Genomic DNA, 21143 nt, shown 5'->3' with positions numbered 1-21143 from the left:
TAAACTAAACGCTCAAGCTAGAATCTTAACCCACACTGACTAAGATTCTACAACCAAGCATTTAAAAGCATTTTCTACATAGCTTAACACTCTTAAAGAAAATTTTCTTTTGTCCTTATTTCCATTTTCCTTATAGGGTAATGGTGTTAATAGCCACACAAGTGATTTTGCACTGCTTACACTACCGCATTTTCTAACAAATTGCATTAGCATAAAAACATATGCTAATGCAACGACTAAGAATCTATATAATACATAAAGTCTCAATGTTATTCTTTCGTATTTAGTAACTAACCATTCAATTACACTTCTCAATTACACTTCCCTCTTATCAAAGCAGATTCTATATCTAAGCTTCTCATTCTAAATCTATTACCTACATATATAAACTCGCATATATAAACTTGAATAATTAAACTTAAACAATAATCTTTTAGAATCTTGCACTCAATAAGGCAGTAATCCTTATATAAAAAGCCAAACGGTCTATTAGTAGTAGTCAGCTAAACACATTACTATGCTTACACACCTACCCTATCAAGCAGCTAGTCTTGCTGCGACCTTCAGGGAGAGTTCATCTTGGAGTTGGCTTCCCGCTTAGATGCTTTCAGCGGTTATCACATCCACGCGTAGCTACGCAGCGATGCTCTTGGCAGAACAACTGCTACACCAGTGGCGTGTCCATCCCGGTCCTCTCGTACTAGGGACAGCTCTCCTCAACTCTCCTACGCCCACGGCAGATAGGGACCGAACTGTCTCACGACGTTCTGAACCCAGCTCGCGTACCGCTTTAAATGGCGAACAGCCATACCCTTGGGACCTGCTCCAGCCCCAGGATGCGATGAGCCGACATCGAGGTGCCAAACCTCCCCGTCGATGTGAGCTCTTGGGGGAGATCAGCCTGTTATCCCCGGGGTACCTTTTATCCTTTGAGCGATGACCCTTCCACACAGAATCACCGGATCACTATGACCGACTTTCGTCTCTGCTCGACTTGTTTGTCTTACAGTCAGGCTGGCTTATGCCATTACACTCTACTTGCGATTTCCAACCGCAATGAGCCAACCTTTGTAAGCCTCCGTTACTTTTTAGGAGGCGACCGCCCCAGTCAAACTACCCACCAGGCATTGTCCTGCTAGAGGATAACTCTAGCCAGTTAGCAGACAGAAACATTAAGGGTGGTATCTCAAGGATGGCTCCATCTCCACCAGAGTGAAGATTTCAAAGCCTCCCACCTATCCTGCGCATAATGCTCCCATCGGCAGTGCCAAGCTGTAGTAAAGGTCCACGGGGTCTCTCCGTCTTGCCGCGGGTAGGAGGAATTTTCACCTCCACTACAATTTCACTGAATCCCTGGTTGAGACAGCTCCCATCTCGTTACGCCATTCATGCAGGTCGGTATTTAACCGACAAGGAATTTCGCTACCTTAGGACCGTTATAGTTACGGCCGCCGTTTACTCGGGCTTCAATTCAACGCTTCGCATTACTGCTAACGAATCCTCTTAACCTTCGAGCACCGGGCAGGCGTCACACCTTATACTTCCTCTTACGAGTTTGCAAAGTGCTGTGTTTTTGGTAAACAGTCGGGAGGGACTCTTTGCTGAGACCACATTGCTGTGGCACACCTTATCGCGAACTTACGGTGCTAGTTTGCAGAGTTCCTTAACCAGAGTTCTTTCACGCGCCTTAGAATACTCATCTCATCTACCTGTGTCGGTTTGCGGTACGGGCAACATTAGCTAAACTTAGAGGCTTTTCTTGGCACGACGGCGTCAGTAGCACTCATCTTGATCCGAAGATCGCAACAAGCTATTCAAGTTTCGAATACAAGAGCGGATTTACCTATCTCTCAATCTACGCTTTTAAATTAGCACTTCCATCAGCTAACGCTACTTAGCCCTATGCGTCCCCCCATCGCACACTAATGTTGGTATGGGAATATTAACCCATTTTTCCATCGACTACCCATTTCTGACTTGTCTTAGGACCCGACTAACCCTACGATGACGAGCATCGCGTAGGAAACCTTAGACTTTCGGCGAAGTGGATTCTCACCACTTTTATCGCTACTCATTCCTGCATGCTCACTTCGCATCGCTCCAGCACTCCTTACCGGTATGCCTTCAACGCTGATACGAACGCTCTTCTACCACTCTATGCACCAGCATAGAATCTACAACTTCGGTGTCTATCTTAGCCCCGTTATATTTTCTGCGCAAAATCACTAGACCAGTGAGCTGTTACGCTTTCTTTAAAGGATGGCTGCTTCTAAGCCAACCTCCTGGTTGTCTGAGTAACTTCACATCATTTTCCACTTAGAATAGAACTTTGGGACCTTAGTTGGTAGTCTGGGTTGTTCCCCTTTTGACGATTGATTTTATCACCCACCGCCTGACTCCCAAGATAAGGCAATAGGTATTCGTAGTTTGACAGGGGTTGGTACCGCGGTGAGCAGCCCTAGCCCAATCAGAGCTCTACCCCCTATTACTATCACTTGAGGCTATACCTAAATATATTTCGAAGAGAACCAGCTATCACCAAGTTTGTTTGGCCTTTCACCCCTATCCACAGCTCATCCCAACCCGTTTCAATGGGTACGAGTTCAGTCCTCCACGAGCTATTACACTCGCTTCAACTTGGCCATGGATAGATCACTTGGCTTCGGGTCTGCAGCATCTGACTAAACGCCCTATTAAGACTCGCTTTCGCTACGGCTTCGCGTGTGCTTAACCTTGCCAGATACCACAACTCGCAGGATCATTATGCAAAAGGCAGTCCGTCACCCTGATAAATCATAGGGCTCCGAATGATTGTAGGCAGATGGTTTCAGGTTCTATTTCACTCCGCTCACTGCGGTTCTTTTCACCTTTCCCTCACGGTACTTGTTCGCTATCGGTGTGATAGTAGTATTTAGGGTTGGAGAGTGGTCTCCCCGGCTTCAGCCCGGATTTCACGTGTCCTGGCCTACTCTGGATCCTGCTACCTATGAATAATATTTCGCATACGGGACTATCACCCTCTGTGATGTGTTTTTCCAAACACTTCTGCTACATTATTCAAGTGGATATTGCAGTCCTCAACCCCAGTAGCAAGCTACTGGTTTGCCCTCTTCCCCGTTCGCTCGCCGCTACTAGGAGAATCTCATTACGATTTCTTTTCCTCTAGCTACTGAGATGTTTCACTTCGCTAGGTTCGCTCCATTAAAGGTAATACATATCTCTATGTATTGGGTTGCCCCATTCGGAAATCTATGGATCAAAGCTTCTTAGCAGCTCCCCATAGCTTATCGCAGCTTAGTACGTCCTTCATCGCCTCTATCACCCAAGGCATCCACCATCTGCCCTTAAAAGCTTTTTACTTCTAAGGATACTGCCTTATTGAATGCAAGATTCTTTGCTATGCTTTTGGCGATAAATTAATGAGTTCGCAATTTGCTTGTGCGACAGACACTAAGTCTAGTCTCCGCACAAATTGCTTCACAACATTAATTTCTCATCCAAAATCAAAAGCAAAACTTAAATCTAATACTCTGCTCTATCTTAGAATCCATTTTCATAAGCTCTAACATATCACATTGCACTGACCTAATAAAACCCTGCCTCAATAAGACAAGTATGTCGCGTAATTGTAGTTAATTACTATTTAGGCTATTAACAATAAAATTTCAAATAACATTTAGACTAAAGTCTAATGCAAAGCTTCTGTTTTCTTATATTCTTATTTTACTTTGTTATATTGAAAATCTATTAAACTTACATTGCAATACAATAGATTCCAACAAATTCTCATTATTCCTTTTTATTCTCTACTCTCTTAACTTAAAGACTAAAGATTCTAAGGATAAGAAAGATAAAAAGAAGTAAAACCTTGCATTAGACTTCACATACCTTTAACACACCTCATTGTCTATTCATATCGTTTATTGATATAGCATTGCTTAGAGACCATTCTCAAAATGGTGGAGAATAGCGGGATCGAACCGCTGACCTCCTGCGTGCAAAGCAGGCGCTCTCCCAGCTGAGCTAATTCCCCTTGCAATCATCACTAAATATAGAATCTAAAATACATTACTTAATGTTTCAATAATGCAATAAAGCCTAACTTCTACCTTTAGCTTTGATAATTTAAATGGAATTATTTTTTAATGATTTTGAAAGTTGTTGAAAAGTTTTTGAAGGGATTTACCTTAAGGTAATGACCGAAAAAACTTTGAAAACTCTTTCAAAAGCGTAAAAAAGAATTTCATTTGGTGGGCTTAAGAGGACTTGAACCTCTGACCTCACCCTTATCAGGGGTGCGCTCTAACCACCTGAGCTATAAGCCCACTAAGCTTGCTATATATAATGTCTCGTATTTGGAGATCCCTGAAAACTAAGCAAGTCTGTTAAGTTTTTTATACTCTTTATAGCTTTGGTTAAGATAAACAAATATCTTAACATATCTCTAGAAAGGAGGTGATCCAACCGCAGGTTCACCTACGGTTACCTTGTTACGACTTCACCCCAGTCGCTGCATCCGCCGTGGGCGGTAACCAATTTAGTATCCCGACTTAAGGCGAATACAACTCCCATGGTGTGACGGGCGGTGAGTACAAGACCCGGGAACGTATTCACCGCAACATTGCTGATTTGCGATTACTAGCGATTCCAGCTTTATGTAGTCGAGTTGCAGACTACAATCCGAACTGAGAGACATTTTAGAGATTTGCTCCATCTCGCGATATTGCATCTTTTTGTATGTCCCATTGTAGCACGTGTGTAGCCCTAGGCGTAAGGGCCATGATGACTTGACGTCGTCCTCACCTTCCTCCTCCTTACGAAGGCAGTCTCCTTAGAGTGCTCAGCCGAGCTGCTAGCAACTAAGGACGAGGGTTGCGCTCGTTGCGGGACTTAACCCAACATCTCACGACACGAGCTGACGACAGCCGTGCAGCACCTGTTTTCAAGCTCTGGCAAGCCAGCACTCCACTATCTCTAGCGGATTCTATCAATGTCAAGCCTAGGTAAGGTTCTTCGCGTATCCTCGAATTAAACCACATGCTCCACCGCTTGTGCGGGTCCCCGTCTATTCCTTTGAGTTTTAATCTTGCGACCGTACTCCCCAGGCGGAATGCTTAATGCGTTAGCTGCATTACTGCCCTGACAAGCAGGGCAACAACTAGCATTCATCGTTTAGGGCGTGGACTACCAGGGTATCTAATCCTGTTTGCTCCCCACGCTTTCGCGCATCAGCGTCAGTAATGTTCCAGTAGGTCGCCTTCGCAATGAGTATTCCTCTTGATCTCTACGGATTTTACCCCTACACCAAGAATTCCACCTACCTCTCCCATACTCTAGATAGTCAGTTTCAAATGCAGTTCTGTAGTTAAGCTACAGGATTTCACATCTGACTTGACTACCCGCCTACGCGCTCTTTACGCCCAGTGATTCCGAGTAACGCTTGCACCCTCCGTATTACCGCGGCTGCTGGCACGGAGTTAGCCGGTGCTTATTCGTAAGATACCGTCATAATCTTCTCTTACAAAAGGAGTTTACAATCCTAAAACCTTCATCCTCCACGCGGCGTTGCTGCTTCAGGGTTTCCCCCATTGAGCAATATTCCCTACTGCTGCCTCCCGTAGGAGTCTGGACCGTGTCTCAGTTCCAGTGTGTCCGATCACCCTCTCAGGCCGGATACCCGTCATAGCCTTGGTGAGCCATTACCTCACCAACAAGCTGATAGGACATAGGCTGATCCTTTAGCGAAAAACCTTTCCCCCGTAGGGAGTATCCAGTATTAATCACCGTTTCCAGTGGCTATCCCAGACTAAAGGGCACATAACCTATGCATTACTCACCCGTGCGCCACTAATCCACTTCTAGCAAGCTAAAAGCTTCATCGTTCGACTTGCATGTATTAGGCACACCGCCAGCGTTCACTCTGAGCCAGGATCAAACTCTCCATAAGAATTATGGGAGTTTGTATCTATCAAAAATAATTAATAGTAGCAAACTCTCCATAAGAATGGGGAATTTGAGCCAAAGAATCAATCAATGGCTAAACTCTCCATAAGAATCTATGGTAATAAATCTAAAGTAAAACAATATTGTCATTCCATAGAACAAGTAATTTAGCAAATCAACTACTTGAAATTAAAGTTTGTCCTTGTCTCTTAGTTTAAAAATCACAAAGACTAGAGTGTAGATTCTAAAAAGCCTTTAGACTGCATAGAATCTTTCTCAAAGTCATAAATGAGTTATGTATAATGAACTAAGAAACTTAAGTCTGTTTTATTGCTTATAAATAAGTAATAAAGTAACTTAACTTTCTTGCTTAGATGTCAAAGATCATACCAAATATAATCCACTATAATAACTTTAAGCTTATATCTTAAAAGCTATGAACAACGATTATATTGATAAAGAACAACCATAGAAAAAGCAAACTAAAAAGTATCTTACTACTTTAAATCACTTTATAAAGTAATCTCAATACTCCCATAACTTCACTTTTAAAGTTTTAGACATTACTTTATGGTTTTTAGATTCACTAGAGAGAAAAGCTAAAAACATCATATAGAAATAAAAACCTAAGAGAAGAGACTAGAAGCTCAATCAAATGGGAGTGAAATAATACATACTTAAAGCTTAAGGGGGGCTTAAATGAGTAAAGATTCTATGAAGCACGGCAAAAAATAGAATCTAATGCGTATAAATCTCCTGATATGCTGATTTAAAACGCTTATGAAACCAAAACCAATCCTGCGGTTTAGCCCTTATCGCCTTTTCAATCGCGTCAGCCTGTGCCTGTGTCGCTTCCAAAATATTCTGTGTGCTATCCTCACTTTTTTTACAATAAATAGGCGGATAGAATCTCGCCTCAAAAGATTTGTAGTTTTCTTTAATCTCTATCATCACCGGCACTATCCCTACATTAAAACGCCTTGAGAGCACCGAAGCAATGGTCGTATGCGTTGCCTTTTTGCCAAAAAACTCAACCCACACACCCTCACTCGCGGATATATTTTGATCCACCAAGATTCCAGCCAAGGCATTTTCTGCCCCATAAAGCTTTAGCAAATGTTTAAACGCACCTTTTTTATTAATAAACTTGACATTTTGCATTTCACGCCGCTGAATAATAAGCTCATTAATCGCACTAAACTGCGTTAAACGCCCCAAAGACGCCATATTACACCAATGATAACGCGGCGGCAATACACTTGCCATAGCCTCCCAATACCCATAATGTGCAGAAATCAGCACCGCCCCCTTATCTTTTTCCAAAGTCTGTAAAATATACTCTTCATCAACGAATCTAAATCGCTTTGTATGCTTGTCTAACGGGATAAAAGGCACTCGTATCGTTTCAAGCAGCACGAAAGCAAAGTTTTTATAGCAAGTTTGAATCAAAGCTTTTTTATCCACTTCACTCATCTGCTCCCCATACACAAAATCCAAATTCGCCCTTGCGTCCTTATACCTGCGTCTATCCACAGCTCTCATTATAAACGCCAACGCCACAATATGCCATACAAAAAACCAATGTGGAATCTTGCTAAGATAAAAGCCCAAGCAACTCACAATAGCTTTTAATATTTTTGTAAAAAACTTCATATATCTCTCTCACAAGCCACACTATGCTGTCTTTGTAAAATCGTATCAATCTCTCCCACAATCGCACGAGGAGCAATCTTTGCAATAGAAAAATCATTCTTTTGATAGCGTGGATTCTCACTCCCACTTAAAAAGACATTTTGCTCCCCCACAAGAGCAAAACGCGAAGCAGGAGTATTGCCATAAAGTGTTACTGATGGTTTTTGCATAGCCCACGCCAAATGCGTAATGCCAGTATCTCCACCCACCACAACACTCACTTTTTGTATTAATGCCTTTATCTCGCTCATACTTAAACGCGGTAAAGGCACAACATCTTTACTTTCAAAACAAGCTTTAATCTCTCGTGCCTTATCCGTGCTATACCACAACAAAAGCACCTGAATCTGCGATTGAGATAAAAGTATTGCGGTCATTTCAATAAATAAATCCACCGGATAGCTTTTAGATTCTAAAGATGATTCAAGCACAAGTAGCACCAAATGCTTTTTGCTATCAATCCCGCATTCTTGCATTATTGTAGCCACTTGCTCTTTTGCCTTATTATTTAGACTAAATGCCTCTTTTCTCCTTGTATATACACGCTCTAGATTCACATCATCAAGCCCCAAAGCCTCACGGACAAGCACAAAATTCCGCTCTAAAATATGATTTTCATACGGAATCCTTACTTTTTTCTTATAAAACAAACTTGCCGCCCTCTCTTTGATAGAATCCTTATCAAATCCCCAAAACTCGTCATATTTAAGGAATCTCCCACATACAGCTGATTTAATAAGCCCCTGCATATCTACAACCTTATCATAATAAGGCAGAGCTTTTAGCCGATTAATAATCTTAGGAATCGCTCCTATTCCACCTTTTTTTAAATCTATCCTAACAAGCCTATCCACACAAGGGCTATCCTGCAACACTTCCGCAAAGACATTATCCACAATCCAAGTAATCTCTACTTCCTGCCCCAACTTCTCTTGGAGTTTCTCTCGCACAAAGGGCAACACACAAGCCCCCACAATCACATCTCCTAACGAACTTAACCGAATGATTGCTACCCTAAGCCCCACATCACACCTTGATAAACTCAATCTGCAAAGGTTCAGGCTTATGAAGCTTAGCTATATTCTCTCTAGCCAAATACAAATCCGCACTTGTATAGATTCTTAGAATCTTAGACTTCACATACTCATAGCGTATCTGCAAATTCCCTTCACTCCTGCAAAGCGTTTCTGCTAAGGCTAACATAAAGCTTAGCCATTGCAAACTTAAAAGCTTAGGCATAAAATCGCTGATATGTTCTATACTCCCATCTTGTGGAATTTTCTTACCACTATATTCTACAAGCAAACAGATACTTAAACGCTCTGTATGTGAAAACCCATACTCCAAGGCATTAAGCAACATATATGAGCCGTGCAGTTCAGCATTATAAAAATTTAAAATCCGCCCAACACTTGATAAGTATGACGCAATATTTAAAAGCTTCTTACATTGCTCATCAAGCTTATGCAGGGGAAATAGGGCATCAAAAATTTTTAAAGATTCTCTTCTTGTCATCTCCGCATAAGTCTTATCCAGCATAAACCTATCTTCAATCGCACTAATGGAGGGATTAAAAGCTTTTGGGAAAGTATTTTTATGTCCGCGTAATAAATCGCTCAAATACACGCCCTCACGCACCCCAACACCGCTTGTAACAATCTGCTTTGCCCCAAAGTGAGCCAAAAACATTTGCAAAATAAGGCAACCACTGCGGATATTATCAATCCTATCTTGTGGTACTCCCATAGATTCTAGTTTGTCCTCACTTGCTTGAGAAATCTTTTCAAAAAACTTAAGATTCTGTGCGACATCTACTTCATAGCCGTGAAGCTCGGCAATAGGATATTTCTTATATTTCATAATCATCTTTGACAAAGCGCGTATCGTCCCACCAACGCCAAAAATGCGATTATGCTTAAAATGTGATGGCACACTTTTTAACTGCTCTTGGATAAATCTCCTTGCCCCTTCAATATTATTTTTCTTATCAAAAAACAGCTCTTTTAGTCGAATCGTGCCAATATCAAGTGAGATTAAATCTATAATTTTACCATTTCTAATAAACGCACACTCCGTGCTTCCACCGCCTATATCCATTGTTATACCATCTTTATAATGCAAAAGATTAGCACAGGCTATACCACCATACAGGGCTTCTTTCTTGCCATCAATGACTTTTACAGACAAGCCACATTCTTTTTTTACCCTATCTACAAATATCTTTGAATTAGGTGCATCACGCAAGGCAGAAGTCGCCACACAAAACACTTTCCTTGCCTTGTGTGCTTTTGAAATTTGAGCAAACTCCTTCAGTGCTAACACCGCCCTATTCATCGGCACTTCGCCTAAAACACCTCTAGATTCATAGCAGCCCTCTGAAATTCTCACCTTAGACTTAATCTCATAAATAAGATGAAAAGCAAAGCGAGAAGTCTTACGAAAAATCGCCATACGCACAGAGTTTGAGCCAATATCTATAACGGAGGTAATTTTTGCCATTATTCCCCTTTTTGTAGGGTTTCAAACTTATATCGTAGCTCCTCCATCGTCTCCATATTATCAGGATCTGGCACAATCGCATCAACGGGACAAACAGACAAGCAACTTGGCTCATCATAGCTTCCCACGCATTCTGTGCATACATCAGGGTCTATACTATAAATGGGATCGCCCTCTTCAATCGCTCCATTTGGACATTCTTCAGCACACGCATCACAAGCAATACATTCATTGTTTATCATTAAAGCCATCTTACCGCTCCCAAACTATTTTTACAAATAAAAAACTTAGCCTTTTAGCTGAATCTTCTTTAAAAAGAGCTAAAATCCGCCCCACTATCTAGAATCTGCACATCTACGCCGTAATCATTGTGGTGATTTGTAGCAATGATTTGGGAATTTGGCACAAGTGATAAAAGTGCCTCAAAAGAATCTTTATGTATAAATAACATACTTGCCCCACTAAAAATCGCCCTTTTTAGCTCATCTTTATCACACACTTCAACAAAAGGCTCTAAATTTAACCGCCTAGCAAATTGTAGCAACTCACTTAAAGTCTTAGCCGAATGCAACCCACAAGGGATAAGCAGACTATCCGCCCCAAACAACGCCGATTCTAGAATCTGATACGAATCTACAAACAAATCCGCGTGGATAATAGGCAGAGTGCTATGACGGCGGAGCAAAGAGATAGATTCTAATACCATACCCAAAGTGCTAGAATCCACTTTAGAATCTACACAATCCCCACTCACACAAGGCATATATTGCATTCTTAAATCAAGCAAAAACATATCTCCACCACTCTTATGTTTGCCATTTCTAACGCCATTTTGCTCCGCTCCACTTGCCATTTCCAAAAACCCAACCTCATCAAAATCACCCTGAATCTCAAATCTTATAGCATTTTTAGGTGGATTTGCCCTTGCACGAGCGAAAAATTCCCGCTCAAATCTTGGCAGAAAAGGGCTGTATGCTAATGTCCTGCCCAAAGTCTCAAAGTCAATCACGCTCTTGCGTTTAGCTAAATGTGCTTGAAGATTGCGTTTGCATTTTTCTGTAAAAATAACGCTTGATTGTAAAAAATTAGATTCTATGCTCTTCACTTTTGCTCCCCACATCTTAAAGATAAGCCTATGAAAAATGCCGATTTTAGCATATTCCACATTTAAAAACACTTGCTACAATCCCAACTTTCATTTTCTTAAACACATCACACAAAGGACATTACACGATGAATGATTCCGCTTTAATTATGCTTACAAGTGCGTGGAGCAATAAGATTCCAAGTGAGGCAGCCTTTATGCTTCAAGGGAGATTAGAAAAAATCCCTGAAGATAAAATTCAAGCTCTTAGCTTTATCCCGTTAAAAGACCCTATAATCGGGCTTATTTTGGGGCTTTTCTTTGGTGCTCTTGGTGTAGATAGATTCTACAAAGGCGATATTGGACTTGGTATCTTAAAGTTCCTATCCATTTTTATTTTTATCGGCTTTTTTTGGGCATTGGCAGATTTATATTTTGTATGGCAAGGGATTAAAGAAGATAATCTCAATAAAATCAACCAACAGCTTATGATTCTAGGCGTGTAGCTTAGAATCTTTAGACTCAATGTCTTTAAACCTTTGCTTTATTTAGATTCTAGAATCCCACGCTTTTACATCACAACATTGTCATTTTGAGCATTACGAAGAAGGCGAAAAATCTTTTTTAGATTCTAAGGTGTGCGGATAAACGCGGTAAGCAAAAAACTAGCAAATGAAAATAAAGTTGTAGATACTTCGCTCTCAAAGGCTCAGTATGACAATTTGGAGAATCTAGATTCTCAATTTTCCCATTTCTCCTTTTTTCCGCATTGTTACTTGCGGATTTTTATTTCAAGTATTTTTTGCTTTTTTTGATCATTGTGAATCCGGGGGGGGGGGGAAGCAGACATTAAGCTGGGGGGGGGGCATAATGCAAATTTTTGTGCCTAAACCTGCATTCTTAAGTGTAAATTAAGTTTGCTTGAGCGTGGGTATAAAAAGTGGTGGATTCTTAAGCTTTATTGTTTGGAGTAAGAATCTAAAGTGGCGGTGGGAAGTTGCGATAATTTCCTTGAAATTTTGTAAATGGTAAATGAGGGGTTCTAATGGATTCAAATATGTTGCTTATGAGTTTGCAAGACAAGCTTCCAAACGACCAAATGAAGCTTCACGCACTCAAAGAGAGATTGGACAAAATGGACGAGCAAGGACGATAAGACTTTTTGCTTAAAACAAATACGCTTGGACTTTGTAATCCTAAAATGGTATTTTGGGTGGGAGCTTTTTTGCTGGGTTTCTTTGGTATAGCGTGGCTTATGCTGAAAAATATGCCACTATTTATCGCAAAACTTAGCGTATGGGCTTTATGGATACTTTTATGGATTATAGCTGCGGCAACAGATTCTGCTGTGGTGGCTGGTTTTTCACTTGTGCCACAGATTATTGTATATGTGTGGTTTGTGGTAGATTTATTTATCGTTGGCAAGAGAGCACGCGAATTTAACTACCAAAAAATAATGCAATCTTTGATATAAAAGGAATCTTGTATGAATAATCAAACAGCGATGTTTCTATCCCTGAAGGCAGTGGATTAACGCTTCAATCTCGCCTTGAAAAACTTGATGAAAGTAAAGTTTCTTCACTTGCGATGGTTAGTCTTAAAAGTCCTATTATTGGGCTTACTTTGGGGCTATGTTTAGGTGGATTTGGAGCGGATAGATTCTACAAAGGCGATATTGGTTTAGGCATACTCAAGCTTATTACTTTTGGTGGCTTGGGGATTTGGGCGATTATTGATTGGTTTATGGTGTGGAAAGGCATAAAGCAAGATAATCTTAACAAAATCTCACAGCAATTAATGATGCTTGGCGTATAGTGGCACAGAGTGCTTGAAATATCAAAATAACAAAGGAGAAAAAATGAAAAAGTTAGGTGCATTTGTAATGAGTGTTGTGGTTGCAGGAATGCTAAATGGTTGTTTTGACTCTACCCCATCGTGTGATGATAAGGTTATAACACAGCATCTTAATGATGTATTGACAGAATTGTATAAGAATATTGCTACATTCAGTCTTTCAGAATACAAAACAGAGCGTGTAGATGATAATGCAAAAAAGGTAACTTGTCAGGCAAAAATCAGCATAACCGCCTTTGGGCAAACTAATACTGATATTTTAAGATATACAGCTCAAAACACAGGTAAAGACATTGAAGTAGAAATACTAGATAACTAATGTTCCACAATAAGATTGCAATTATGCAATCTTATCCACTCAGCATATTTAATAACTTTTCTTATAATTGCAGTTTTTGTAGGATTCAACTTTCAAATCTATTAAAAGCTCTATTTCACCTCAAAAGGACAAAAATGTTCTCCGCTTTTATACGCAAACTTCAAGGCTTTTTAGAATCTACTTCTTGGAGTGTTTTTATCACAAGTGTGATTCTCATTAACTCCGCGTGTTTGGGACTAGAGACGATTAAGTTTATCCATAAACATTTTGGAGAGATTCTTAGCATTATTGATTATATATGTCTTGGGATTTTTGTTATGGAGTTGGGATTGCGGATTTTAGCTTTTAGGCTAAAGTTTTTTATCGGCAAGGATTGGGGTTGGAATTGGTTTGATTTTATCATCATAGCAGTAAGTCTCTTTGCCGTGGGTGGACTAGCGGTGCTTAGGGCATTTAGGGTGATTAGAATCTTCCGCCTACTTTCTGTCATTCCCACTATGCGTTTAGTTTCTGCGGCAATGCTTCACACAATCCCCTCAATGATAAGCATAATGGTGCTTTTAATCATCTTTTACTGCATCTATGGGTGCTGTGTGTCAATCTCTTTGGAGAGGCGTTCCCGCAGTGGTTTGGAGATTTGGGCGATAGCTTTTATACGCTCTTTCAAATTATGACTTTAGAATCTTGGTCTATGGGGATTGTGCGTCCTATTATGGAAGTGTATCCTTGGGCGTGGGCGGTGTTTGTGAGCTTTATTTGCATTGCAAGCTTTATCGTGCTCAATCTCATTGTAGGTGTTGTGGTAGAAAGCATAGCCGAGATGAAGCAAATGCGTGAAGAAAACACTAAAGATTCTAAATCCAACGCAGAATCTACAAGCAAGGGTTAGCTCACAATGTCAATACAATCTGCGATTATTGGCTATGGGTATTGGGGGCGGAATGTCGCTAGGGCTTTGCATAATAGCACAGAGTTTGCCCTGCATACCATTTATGATGAAGATAAAGCCGCACAGACAAAAGCACAAGAAGATTATAACATTACGCCCTATGTCAGCTATGAGGCGATTTTAGCAGATTCTAAGATTCAAGCCATCTTTATCATCACTCCGCCGCAAACGCACTTTGCCCTAGCAGAATCTGCGTTAAAACATCACAAACACACCTTTGTAGAAAAGCCCCTAACTACGCAATACACACAAGCTCAAACTCTCTACGCTCTAGCTAAAAAGCAAGATAAGATTCTTTATTGCGATCATATTTTCCTGCATTCTCCGGCGGTGCAGTATCTCAAAGAGCAAATAAAAAGCTTTGGTGAGATTGTCTATATCAACGCAAGGCGGATAAATCTAGGGCTATTTCAAAGTAATGTAGATGTGATTTGGGATTTAGCTATCCACGATTTAAGCATTATTGATTACCTTGTGGGGCTGCATATCAAGGAGGTTTCTACCTTTAAGACACGCTATTTAGACTATCCTAATGACGCTTTGGCTAATATCAATCTACGATTAGAATCTGGCATTATCATAACCCTTAGTGTATCGTGGCTAAGTCCCATTAAGGTGCGTGAGATGATTATCGGTGGGAGTAAAAAGACTGCCATCTATGATGAGACAAAGAAAGATAAAATCGCCCTTTTTGACACAGGCGTTGTGATTAAAGATACTTTTGATACAAATAGCCTTTATCAAAAAATGGTGGAATATAAGCTAGGCGAACAGCTAACGCCCACTCTGCCAAACACAATGGCACTTGATAATTCCATTGCCTACTTTGCTTCACTTATTCTTGGCGATAATCTTAGACAATCTCAATGCGATGAGGGGCATATTTTACGCGTGATCAAAGCTATTGAGATAATCCAAGATTCACATACACAATCATAGTCCTTACACACTCTATTGTGTCATTCACAAACTTATTTTGCTAATAAGGCAAAAACAGATTTTTTCCACCCGATAACGCTTTTATAGGTTTGCATTTCACGCGATTTTATTTTAGTCAGCTTAAGGGTGTGCCTTAAGCGTAAAGCTACCGCCACTTTTCTTATAGTTTGCCACAACTACGCTGATATGAAATCTTGGAGTAACAAAATAGACAAAGGCGGATTCTACTCCACCACGCTAAAGCTAAGCTCTAAAATCTCTTTATGCGATTTAATGTAAGCATTTAGCTCATCTAGCTTTAAGTCCTTAATCTGATCCAGCTCCCGCTTGTGATAATCCAAAGGCAAATCCCTAAAGTAGTTTAAAAACTTCGCATTTAAGCGTTGAGATAAGCTCTCTTCACGCAATGGCTCACTCCCTAGCAGAAACGCCTTAGCCGCATTTAGCTCCTCTTCACTCACGCCATTATTTACAAACTCTTCTATCACTTCTTTGACAACCCTTATCGCCTCATCTTTATTCTCAAGCTTTGTTTGCAAATAGCCACTTGTATATTCCGCTGCACCGCCGACATTTACACGCATATACGCCGAGTAGGCTAAGCCCCGCTTCACACGCACTTCCTCCATCATACGCGAGCCAAAGCCACTACCGCCTAGGATAAAGCTCATAACCCTTGCCATATAATTTTTAGTTTTGTCCGCATTATCAAAGCGTGAGCCAAAATATACAAATGCTTGTTGCGTTGGCTTTTTAGAGCTTATATTTTTAGGCGTTTGAATAGCTTCAAATGAAAGCTTCTCTTTAGATTCTCCCACAGGCAGAGTGCTTATGGCTTTTATCAAAGTAGTCTTAAACTCATTCTCTTGTAAATCCCCACCAGCCACGATGATAAGCCTTTTTAGCACGAGATTGCATTGTAAAAACTGCTCCACATCTTGCAAACTTACAGATTCTACACTCTGCTTATCCCCAAGCAGTGGGGTTGCCATAGCTGTGCCTTCGAATAGAATCTTATAGAGATTCTTTTCAGCAATGCTATCAAAATCATCTTCTTGTTGGGCGAGTTTATTAAGGGTTAGCGTTTTAACTTTAGATAGAGCTTCTTGTGTAAGATTTGGCTGTTTTAAAAGCTCATTAAGTAGCGTAAAACTCTCATTTTGAAACTCTTTCAAATAAGAAAGCTCAAGATTCAAAGTCTGCAATCCCACACTCGCATATAAGCTAATAGCTTTGCTCTCTAGCCTTTTAGCAAACTCCACACTGCCTAAATCTTTTGTGCCTTCATTTAGAATCTTAGCACTTAAATTCCCTAGCCCAGCCTTAGCCCCATCGGCACTGCCACCGATAAACACAAGCTGCACACTCCCCACAGGCAGATTCTTACTTTGCTCAAAAAGCAATGGCACTGCCACGCCATTTATCTCTACACTCTGTATTTTTGTCTCCGCATTCATACTGCCTCCTACTAAAGCCATAAAAAATAATATACAAAAAAGCCCTGAGCGTAGCCCACGAGCCTTAAATCTTAGCGTTGTTTCTAACTTTGATTCTAATATCCGCTTTAGCATTTGCATTGCCCTAAGCATCAATACCGCTCCAAAATCTCATAAGCCGTGTTGCGTTTAGCAGGATTTTCGCCTATATCTTTAATCAAAGCTATCATCTCTTGTGCATTCATAGAGTTACACACACCAGCGGAAGATACGACATTTTCTTCCATCATTGTGCTACCCAAATCATTTGCCCCAAAGAGCAAAGCTAACTGCCCGATATGTGAGCCTTGCGTAACCCAGCTACTTTGGATATTCATAAAATTATCAAGGTAGATTCTGCTACACGCTAAAAGTCGCAAATAGCGGTTTGATGAAGCTTTTTGCAGGTTTGGAAACTCCTTTTGCAAAGGCGTATTATTAGGCTGAAAGCTCCACATAATAAATGCCCTAAAGCCTTGAAACTCATCTTGTAAAGAGCGGATACAATCCCAATGTGCCACAATATCTTCATCATCTTCCACACTGCCAAACATCATCGTAGCTGTGCTTTTCATACCGATTTTATGTGCTTCTCTATGCACTTCAAGCCATTCTTTTGTATCAAGCTTTTTTGGTGCGATAATATCTCGCACTCTATCACTTAGAATCTCAGCCCCTGCCCCCGGAATAGAGCTAAGTCCAGCATTTTGTAGCCTTTTTAACACTTCGGGGATAGAGAGTTTAGAGATTTTAGCAATGTAGTTTATCTCAATGGCAGAAAATCCGTGAATGGTAATCATAGGATATTTTTTAGCGATATGCCCCACAAGCTCTTCATAATACTCAATCTTAAGCTTAGGATGCACACCCCCTTGGAATAGAATCTGCGTCCCGCCAATCTCTAAAAGCTCATCAATTTTCTTATCAATCTCTTCAAAACTCAAAATATACACACCCTCTTCGCCCAGCCGCCGCTTAAACGCACAAAACTTACAATCCACCCAGCAAATATTTGTGTAATTAATATTTCTATCAACAACAAAAGTTGTAGTCTTACTTGGGTGAAGCCTAGCCTTAATCGCACTTGCCATCACTCCTAGCTCCCGCAAATCCCCATAACGCATAAGATCTAGAATCTCGCTATTACTCACGCGTTTATTTGTGCTTTGTGTATTTGCCGCTTGAGCTGTCATTTGCTATCCTTTCTTGTAAAATTAGAATCTTAGAATCTTGTCCCCATCGTAAATTCAAAGGTTGAAGTCCTATCTCCGGGCTGTGGATTAATGGGGCGTGGGAATACAAGCACAATAGGACCCATAGGGCTTATCCACTCAACCGAAAGTCCCCACGAAGCACGGATTGTCTCATTAAAACTACTCACGCCTATCATACCATAATCCGCAAAAAGTGCTAAACGCATTTGTGCTTTTTCCAAAATTCCATAGCTAAGCTCCGCAGAATGCGTCATCATATAATTCCCCCCGATACGAATCTGACCCGATGGATCTCGCGGGGTAAGAGAGCTTATTTGATACCCTCTCACGCTCGAAATACCCCCCATATAGAATTTTGAAGTAATCGGCACATAGCCTTGCTCAAAAATCGCTCCCACTTGGGTTTTATATCGTGCGATTAAATCAACTCCAAAAAGTGATTTAAGATGATAATACAATGCCATTTTTCCATAAAGCTTGGTATATTTTTCATCTCCGCCAAGTCCGGCATATTCCACATAGGCTGAGATAATCGCACCATTTTTAGGGAAATAGTAGTCATCAGTATTGTCAAAATACAAGCTTGGGCTAATGGCTAACTTTAACGGATTATCCATTGTTAAATATTGTTTATACAGCCCCTCTAGCTTTGAATCATAAAAGTCCAAAACGCGTGTGGTAGAAATCGTATAGCCCAAAGAAGCACGAAGCGTATTTGTCAGCAATCGCCCACTTGTGATAGAAGTTCCAGTTGTCTGCTCCCTATAATCCCAATTCCAATACAGCGAGTGAAATCCACTCAAAGATGCACTATATTTAGAATCTAGCACACGCGGATTGCTTAAAGTAAGATTCACAAGTTGGCGGCGATAGCTCCAATCCGCATAGAGCTGCCCACTTTGCCCCGTGCCAAAGAGATTTCTCTCTCTAATAGAAGCATTCACCATAAGCTTGTCATAGCTCCCATAGCCTAGACCAAACATTAGCTCACCTGTGCGAGTTTCCTCCACATCTACAAGCAAATCCATAGAATCTTCGCTCACACGCCGCTCTTCAATCTTTACCTTACCAAAATACCCAAGCCTTTTGAGTGCATTTTCAGATTCTTTCAAATCTGTAAGCTTGTAGGTATCGCCCGGAGCCAAAAGCAACTCTCGGCGTATGATTCTATCTGCGGTGCGAGAGTTGCCAGAGATAATGACATCGTGAATCTTAACCTTCTGTCCCACTTGTATAAGATACACAACTTTAACTTCTGCATTATCTTGATCTTTATCTAAATCCGGATTCACACGAGCAAAAGCATAGCCCAAATCGGCTATCTTTTGACGGATACTCTCTACATCAGCCCGAACATCTTCTATATTAAAATACTCGCCCTTCTTAATCTTAAGCCCTTTTCTTAGCTCGGATTCTTCAATCACAGGCATGTGTAGAATGATTTTAATCCCAGAAACCTTATACCGCCCCCCTTCTTTTATCTTGTAATATAAATTCGCACTATAATCGCTAAAGTTTGCATCTACAAAGGCTTGAGACACACTCGCATCTAAATAACCCTTACGCATATACGCATCTTGTACCCGAGCACCATCATATTCTAAATCAGCAAGTTTAAGCTTCCCGTCATTGCGTCCCCACATCCAGCCCATAAACTGCCTTGCCCTATTGGCACTAAGCTCTTCTAAATCTTTGACTTTGAGCTTCTCTCGCCCATCATAAGTGGCGTTTTTGATAATGATATTTTCCCCTTGATTGACATTAAAGGTAATCGCATACGCCCCATCATTACCTACTTCTTTTATTTCAGATTCTACCACCGTGCCATAATAGCCCTGATATTCTAAAATCGTTTTTATTACAAGCTTTGCACGATTGAGCTTTGTCTCATCATAACTATCGCCCTTTTTGATACCAAGCTGTGAGTATAAAGTCTCTTTTTCCTGCTCACTCCCATAGCCTTTAATCTCCACACTCGCCACCTTTGGCTTTTGCTTAAAATAAAAACTTAGCACCCCACGCTCAAAGTCCGCATAAATATCTTCAAAATACCCCTGTGCGTAGAGATTCCGCACAGCTTTATCTACCTTATCCACACTCAAAGTATCGCTGACTTTAATGCCTACAATCTCATCGGCAAGCACACTTGAGATTGAGCTTAAGCCCTCATATCTAATTTGACTAATTTCCTTTGAAAGGGCAACATTACATAATAAAAGAGCAATAATACACCAAAATTTTTTCATATATTCCTTTTCCTAAATAAAAGCGTGATTATAGTAAAAAATCCTAACAAGCCCACAATGAGCGATAAATCACAAAAATTTCTGCAAAGTATTGGCATTTGCCATAAAAGATTCTAATCCATCAAAATCATCATTTTCTAGCAGCTCTCGTGCTTTGTCAAACTCCGCTTGAAAGTGTGCCATAGCTTCAAGCACATTATGTTTGTTTTGCTTAAAGACATCTTTCCACATCAATGGAGAGCTTTTAGAGATTCTACTCATTGAGCGAAAGCCCCCACCAACAAGGGCGAGAATGGTTTGGGGATTTTCTTGTGCGAGTGTGGCATTTGCCAAAGCATAGCTTATGATATGAGGCATATGCGAGATAAGGGCGATATGCTTATCGTGGGATCTTGAATCCATTTTTAGAATCTTCATTCCAAGGGCAATGAAAATATCTTTTGCTAATTCCGCTTGATACGCCCCACTTTGCTCTAAATCTGTCAAAATCACAATAGCATTTTCATACAACTCGCCAAATGCTGCCTTTGGTCCAAAAAACTCCGTTCCACACATAGGGTGTGCGCCCACAAAGTGAATCCTAAGCCATTGTGGCAGAGACTGCAATATCTTTACCTTTGCTCCACCTACATCAATAAGCGTAGTCTTTGGGTTTAGCTCTCTCTCTTTTAGCTCCGCCATTAAGGCAATAATCCCATCAACCGGCACACATAAAAACACCACATCACATTGCCAAATCTCTTTGAGTTCCACACACTCATCAACAAGCCCAAGATTCAATGCTTGTTGCGAATGCAAGGGGTTTTTATCATAGCCAATAATGCGTGTGATATGCTTATTTTGAATCTGCCCTACTTTTTTTAATGCTAGTCCCATAGAGCCGCCCATTAGCCCAAGCCCGATAATGCCTATTTTCATTCCCTACCCTT

17 protein-coding genes, 2 tRNA genes and 2 rRNA genes are annotated in these 21143 nt (G+C 40.7%); 7 read left to right on the top strand and 14 right to left on the bottom strand.

From position 1 onward, the window contains the following. Positions 1–39: 39 nt before the first annotated feature. The 10 genes from HCN_RS10905 to HCN_RS00685 form a co-directional block, all read right to left on the bottom strand. Positions 40–267: a hypothetical protein gene (locus HCN_RS10905; RefSeq protein ID WP_015453216.1), complete on the bottom strand. Its 228-nt coding sequence runs from the start codon at positions 265–267 to the stop codon at positions 40–42. Positions 268–468: 201 nt separating this feature from the next. Beyond that, a 23S ribosomal RNA gene (locus HCN_RS00725) occupies positions 469–3358 on the bottom strand. Positions 3359–3957: 599 nt separating this feature from the next. Further along, a tRNA-Ala gene (locus tag HCN_RS00720) sits at positions 3958–4033 on the bottom strand. A gap of 215 nt (positions 4034–4248) precedes the next feature. After that, positions 4249–4325, bottom strand: a tRNA-Ile gene (locus tag HCN_RS00715). A gap of 123 nt (positions 4326–4448) precedes the next feature. Beyond that, positions 4449–5947: ribosomal RNA gene (locus HCN_RS00710) — 16S ribosomal RNA — on the bottom strand. The 16S and 23S rRNA genes sit together here with 2 tRNA genes alongside, the layout of an rRNA operon. Before the next feature lie 734 nt (positions 5948–6681). Next, the gene (locus tag HCN_RS00705) at positions 6682–7596 is read right to left on the bottom strand and encodes a lipid A biosynthesis lauroyl acyltransferase (protein ID WP_081495219.1); all 915 of its coding nucleotides are present in this window, start codon (positions 7594–7596) and stop codon (positions 6682–6684) included. Beyond that, positions 7593–8660 (bottom strand): lipopolysaccharide heptosyltransferase I, encoded by a 1068-nt coding sequence (gene waaC / locus HCN_RS00700; protein ID WP_173363056.1) that lies wholly within the window; start codon positions 8658–8660, stop codon positions 7593–7595. Before waaC ends, HCN_RS00705 begins: the two co-directional genes overlap by 4 nt. A gap of 1 nt (position 8661) precedes the next feature. Beyond that, entirely contained in the window at positions 8662–10134 is a 1473-nt protein-coding gene (locus tag HCN_RS00695; protein ID WP_002956211.1) for a Ppx/GppA phosphatase family protein, read from the bottom strand. Beyond that, positions 10134–10385 carry a YfhL family 4Fe-4S dicluster ferredoxin gene (locus HCN_RS00690; protein ID WP_002956210.1) on the bottom strand — a complete coding sequence of 84 codons (252 nt, stop codon included), beginning with the start codon at positions 10383–10385 and terminating at the stop codon, positions 10134–10136. Before HCN_RS00690 ends, HCN_RS00695 begins: the two co-directional genes overlap by 1 nt. A 59-nt stretch (positions 10386–10444) precedes the next feature. Next, positions 10445–11311, bottom strand: coding sequence for a beta/alpha barrel domain-containing protein (locus tag HCN_RS00685; protein WP_231997577.1), 867 nt, complete (start codon positions 11309–11311; stop codon positions 10445–10447). Between the two features lie 56 nt (positions 11312–11367). Between HCN_RS00685 and HCN_RS00680 the strand changes: the two genes are divergently transcribed. The 7 genes from HCN_RS00680 (at position 11368) to HCN_RS00650 (ending at position 15279) form a co-directional block, all read left to right on the top strand. Then, positions 11368–11724: an NINE protein gene (locus tag HCN_RS00680; protein WP_014666248.1), complete on the top strand. Its 357-nt coding sequence runs from the start codon at positions 11368–11370 to the stop codon at positions 11722–11724. Positions 11725–12380: 656 nt separating this feature from the next. Next, on the top strand, positions 12381–12692 hold the full coding sequence (locus tag HCN_RS00675) for a hypothetical protein (RefSeq protein WP_230197865.1): 312 nt from the start codon (positions 12381–12383) through the stop codon (positions 12690–12692). 38 nt (positions 12693–12730) lie between these two features. Beyond that, the gene (locus HCN_RS00670) at positions 12731–13033 is read left to right on the top strand and encodes a TM2 domain-containing protein (RefSeq protein WP_041309473.1); all 303 of its coding nucleotides are present in this window, start codon (positions 12731–12733) and stop codon (positions 13031–13033) included. A gap of 43 nt (positions 13034–13076) precedes the next feature. Continuing rightward, the gene (locus HCN_RS00665; RefSeq protein WP_014666245.1) at positions 13077–13391 is read left to right on the top strand and encodes a hypothetical protein; all 315 of its coding nucleotides are present in this window, start codon (positions 13077–13079) and stop codon (positions 13389–13391) included. 134 nt (positions 13392–13525) lie between these two features. Next, positions 13526–14065: an ion transporter gene (locus HCN_RS00660; RefSeq protein ID WP_002956203.1), complete on the top strand. Its 540-nt coding sequence runs from the start codon at positions 13526–13528 to the stop codon at positions 14063–14065. Then, complete coding sequence (locus HCN_RS12315; protein ID WP_133246282.1) at positions 14029–14280, top strand: ion transporter; 252 nt, start codon at positions 14029–14031, stop codon at positions 14278–14280. The genes HCN_RS00660 and HCN_RS12315 overlap by 37 nt, the downstream gene beginning before the upstream one ends. A gap of 6 nt (positions 14281–14286) precedes the next feature. Beyond that, on the top strand, positions 14287–15279 hold the full coding sequence (locus HCN_RS00650; RefSeq protein WP_014666243.1) for a Gfo/Idh/MocA family protein: 993 nt from the start codon (positions 14287–14289) through the stop codon (positions 15277–15279). Between the two features lie 224 nt (positions 15280–15503). On the opposite strand, the gene HCN_RS00645 is transcribed toward HCN_RS00650, so the two are convergent. The 4 genes from HCN_RS00645 to HCN_RS00630 all read right to left on the bottom strand — a co-directional run bounded on the left by HCN_RS00645 (position 15504) and on the right by HCN_RS00630 (position 21132). Further along, positions 15504–16736, bottom strand: a complete 1233-nt coding sequence (locus HCN_RS00645; protein WP_014666242.1) for a M16 family metallopeptidase — start codon at positions 16734–16736, stop codon at positions 15504–15506. 131 nt (positions 16737–16867) lie between these two features. Beyond that, positions 16868–17947, bottom strand: a complete 1080-nt coding sequence (locus HCN_RS00640) for a dehypoxanthine futalosine cyclase (protein ID WP_014666241.1) — start codon at positions 17945–17947, stop codon at positions 16868–16870. A gap of 29 nt (positions 17948–17976) precedes the next feature. Next, positions 17977–20214: an outer membrane protein assembly factor BamA gene (bamA, locus tag HCN_RS00635; RefSeq protein WP_014666240.1), complete on the bottom strand. Its 2238-nt coding sequence runs from the start codon at positions 20212–20214 to the stop codon at positions 17977–17979. A 69-nt stretch (positions 20215–20283) separates the two neighbouring features. Beyond that, positions 20284–21132, bottom strand: coding sequence for a prephenate dehydrogenase (locus tag HCN_RS00630; protein ID WP_014666239.1), 849 nt, complete (start codon positions 21130–21132; stop codon positions 20284–20286). Between the last annotated feature and the right edge of the window lie 11 nt (positions 21133–21143).

Origin of the sequence: Helicobacter cinaedi PAGU611 (assembly GCF_000284635.1) — a bacterium.
In the GTDB taxonomy this organism is placed as follows: Bacteria; Campylobacterota; Campylobacteria; order Campylobacterales; family Helicobacteraceae; genus Helicobacter_C; species Helicobacter_C cinaedi.
This window is presented reverse-complemented; position numbering and strand designations above follow the sequence as displayed.

What these genes read in the sequence shown, in the direction of transcription:
- HCN_RS00695 (WP_002956211.1), bottom strand. Translation starts at nt 10,134, where the DNA reads ATGGCAAAAATTACCTCCGTTATAGATATTGGCTCAAACTCTGTGCGT.
- HCN_RS00680 (WP_014666248.1), top strand. Translation starts at nt 11,368, where the DNA reads ATGAATGATTCCGCTTTAATTATGCTTACAAGTGCGTGGAGCAATAAG.
- HCN_RS00640 (WP_014666241.1), bottom strand. Translation starts at nt 17,947, where the DNA reads ATGACAGCTCAAGCGGCAAATACACAAAGCACAAATAAACGCGTGAGT.
- HCN_RS00705 (WP_081495219.1), bottom strand. Translation starts at nt 7,596, where the DNA reads ATGAAGTTTTTTACAAAAATATTAAAAGCTATTGTGAGTTGCTTGGGC.
- HCN_RS00630 (WP_014666239.1), bottom strand. Translation starts at nt 21,132, where the DNA reads ATGAAAATAGGCATTATCGGGCTTGGGCTAATGGGCGGCTCTATGGGA.
- HCN_RS00660 (WP_002956203.1), top strand. Translation starts at nt 13,526, where the DNA reads ATGTTCTCCGCTTTTATACGCAAACTTCAAGGCTTTTTAGAATCTACT.
- bamA (WP_014666240.1), bottom strand. Translation starts at nt 20,214, where the DNA reads ATGAAAAAATTTTGGTGTATTATTGCTCTTTTATTATGTAATGTTGCC.
- HCN_RS00645 (WP_014666242.1), bottom strand. Translation starts at nt 16,736, where the DNA reads ATGAATGCGGAGACAAAAATACAGAGTGTAGAGATAAATGGCGTGGCA.
- HCN_RS00650 (WP_014666243.1), top strand. Translation starts at nt 14,287, where the DNA reads ATGTCAATACAATCTGCGATTATTGGCTATGGGTATTGGGGGCGGAAT.
- HCN_RS00665 (WP_014666245.1), top strand. Translation starts at nt 13,077, where the DNA reads ATGAAAAAGTTAGGTGCATTTGTAATGAGTGTTGTGGTTGCAGGAATG.
- HCN_RS00690 (WP_002956210.1), bottom strand. Translation starts at nt 10,385, where the DNA reads ATGGCTTTAATGATAAACAATGAATGTATTGCTTGTGATGCGTGTGCT.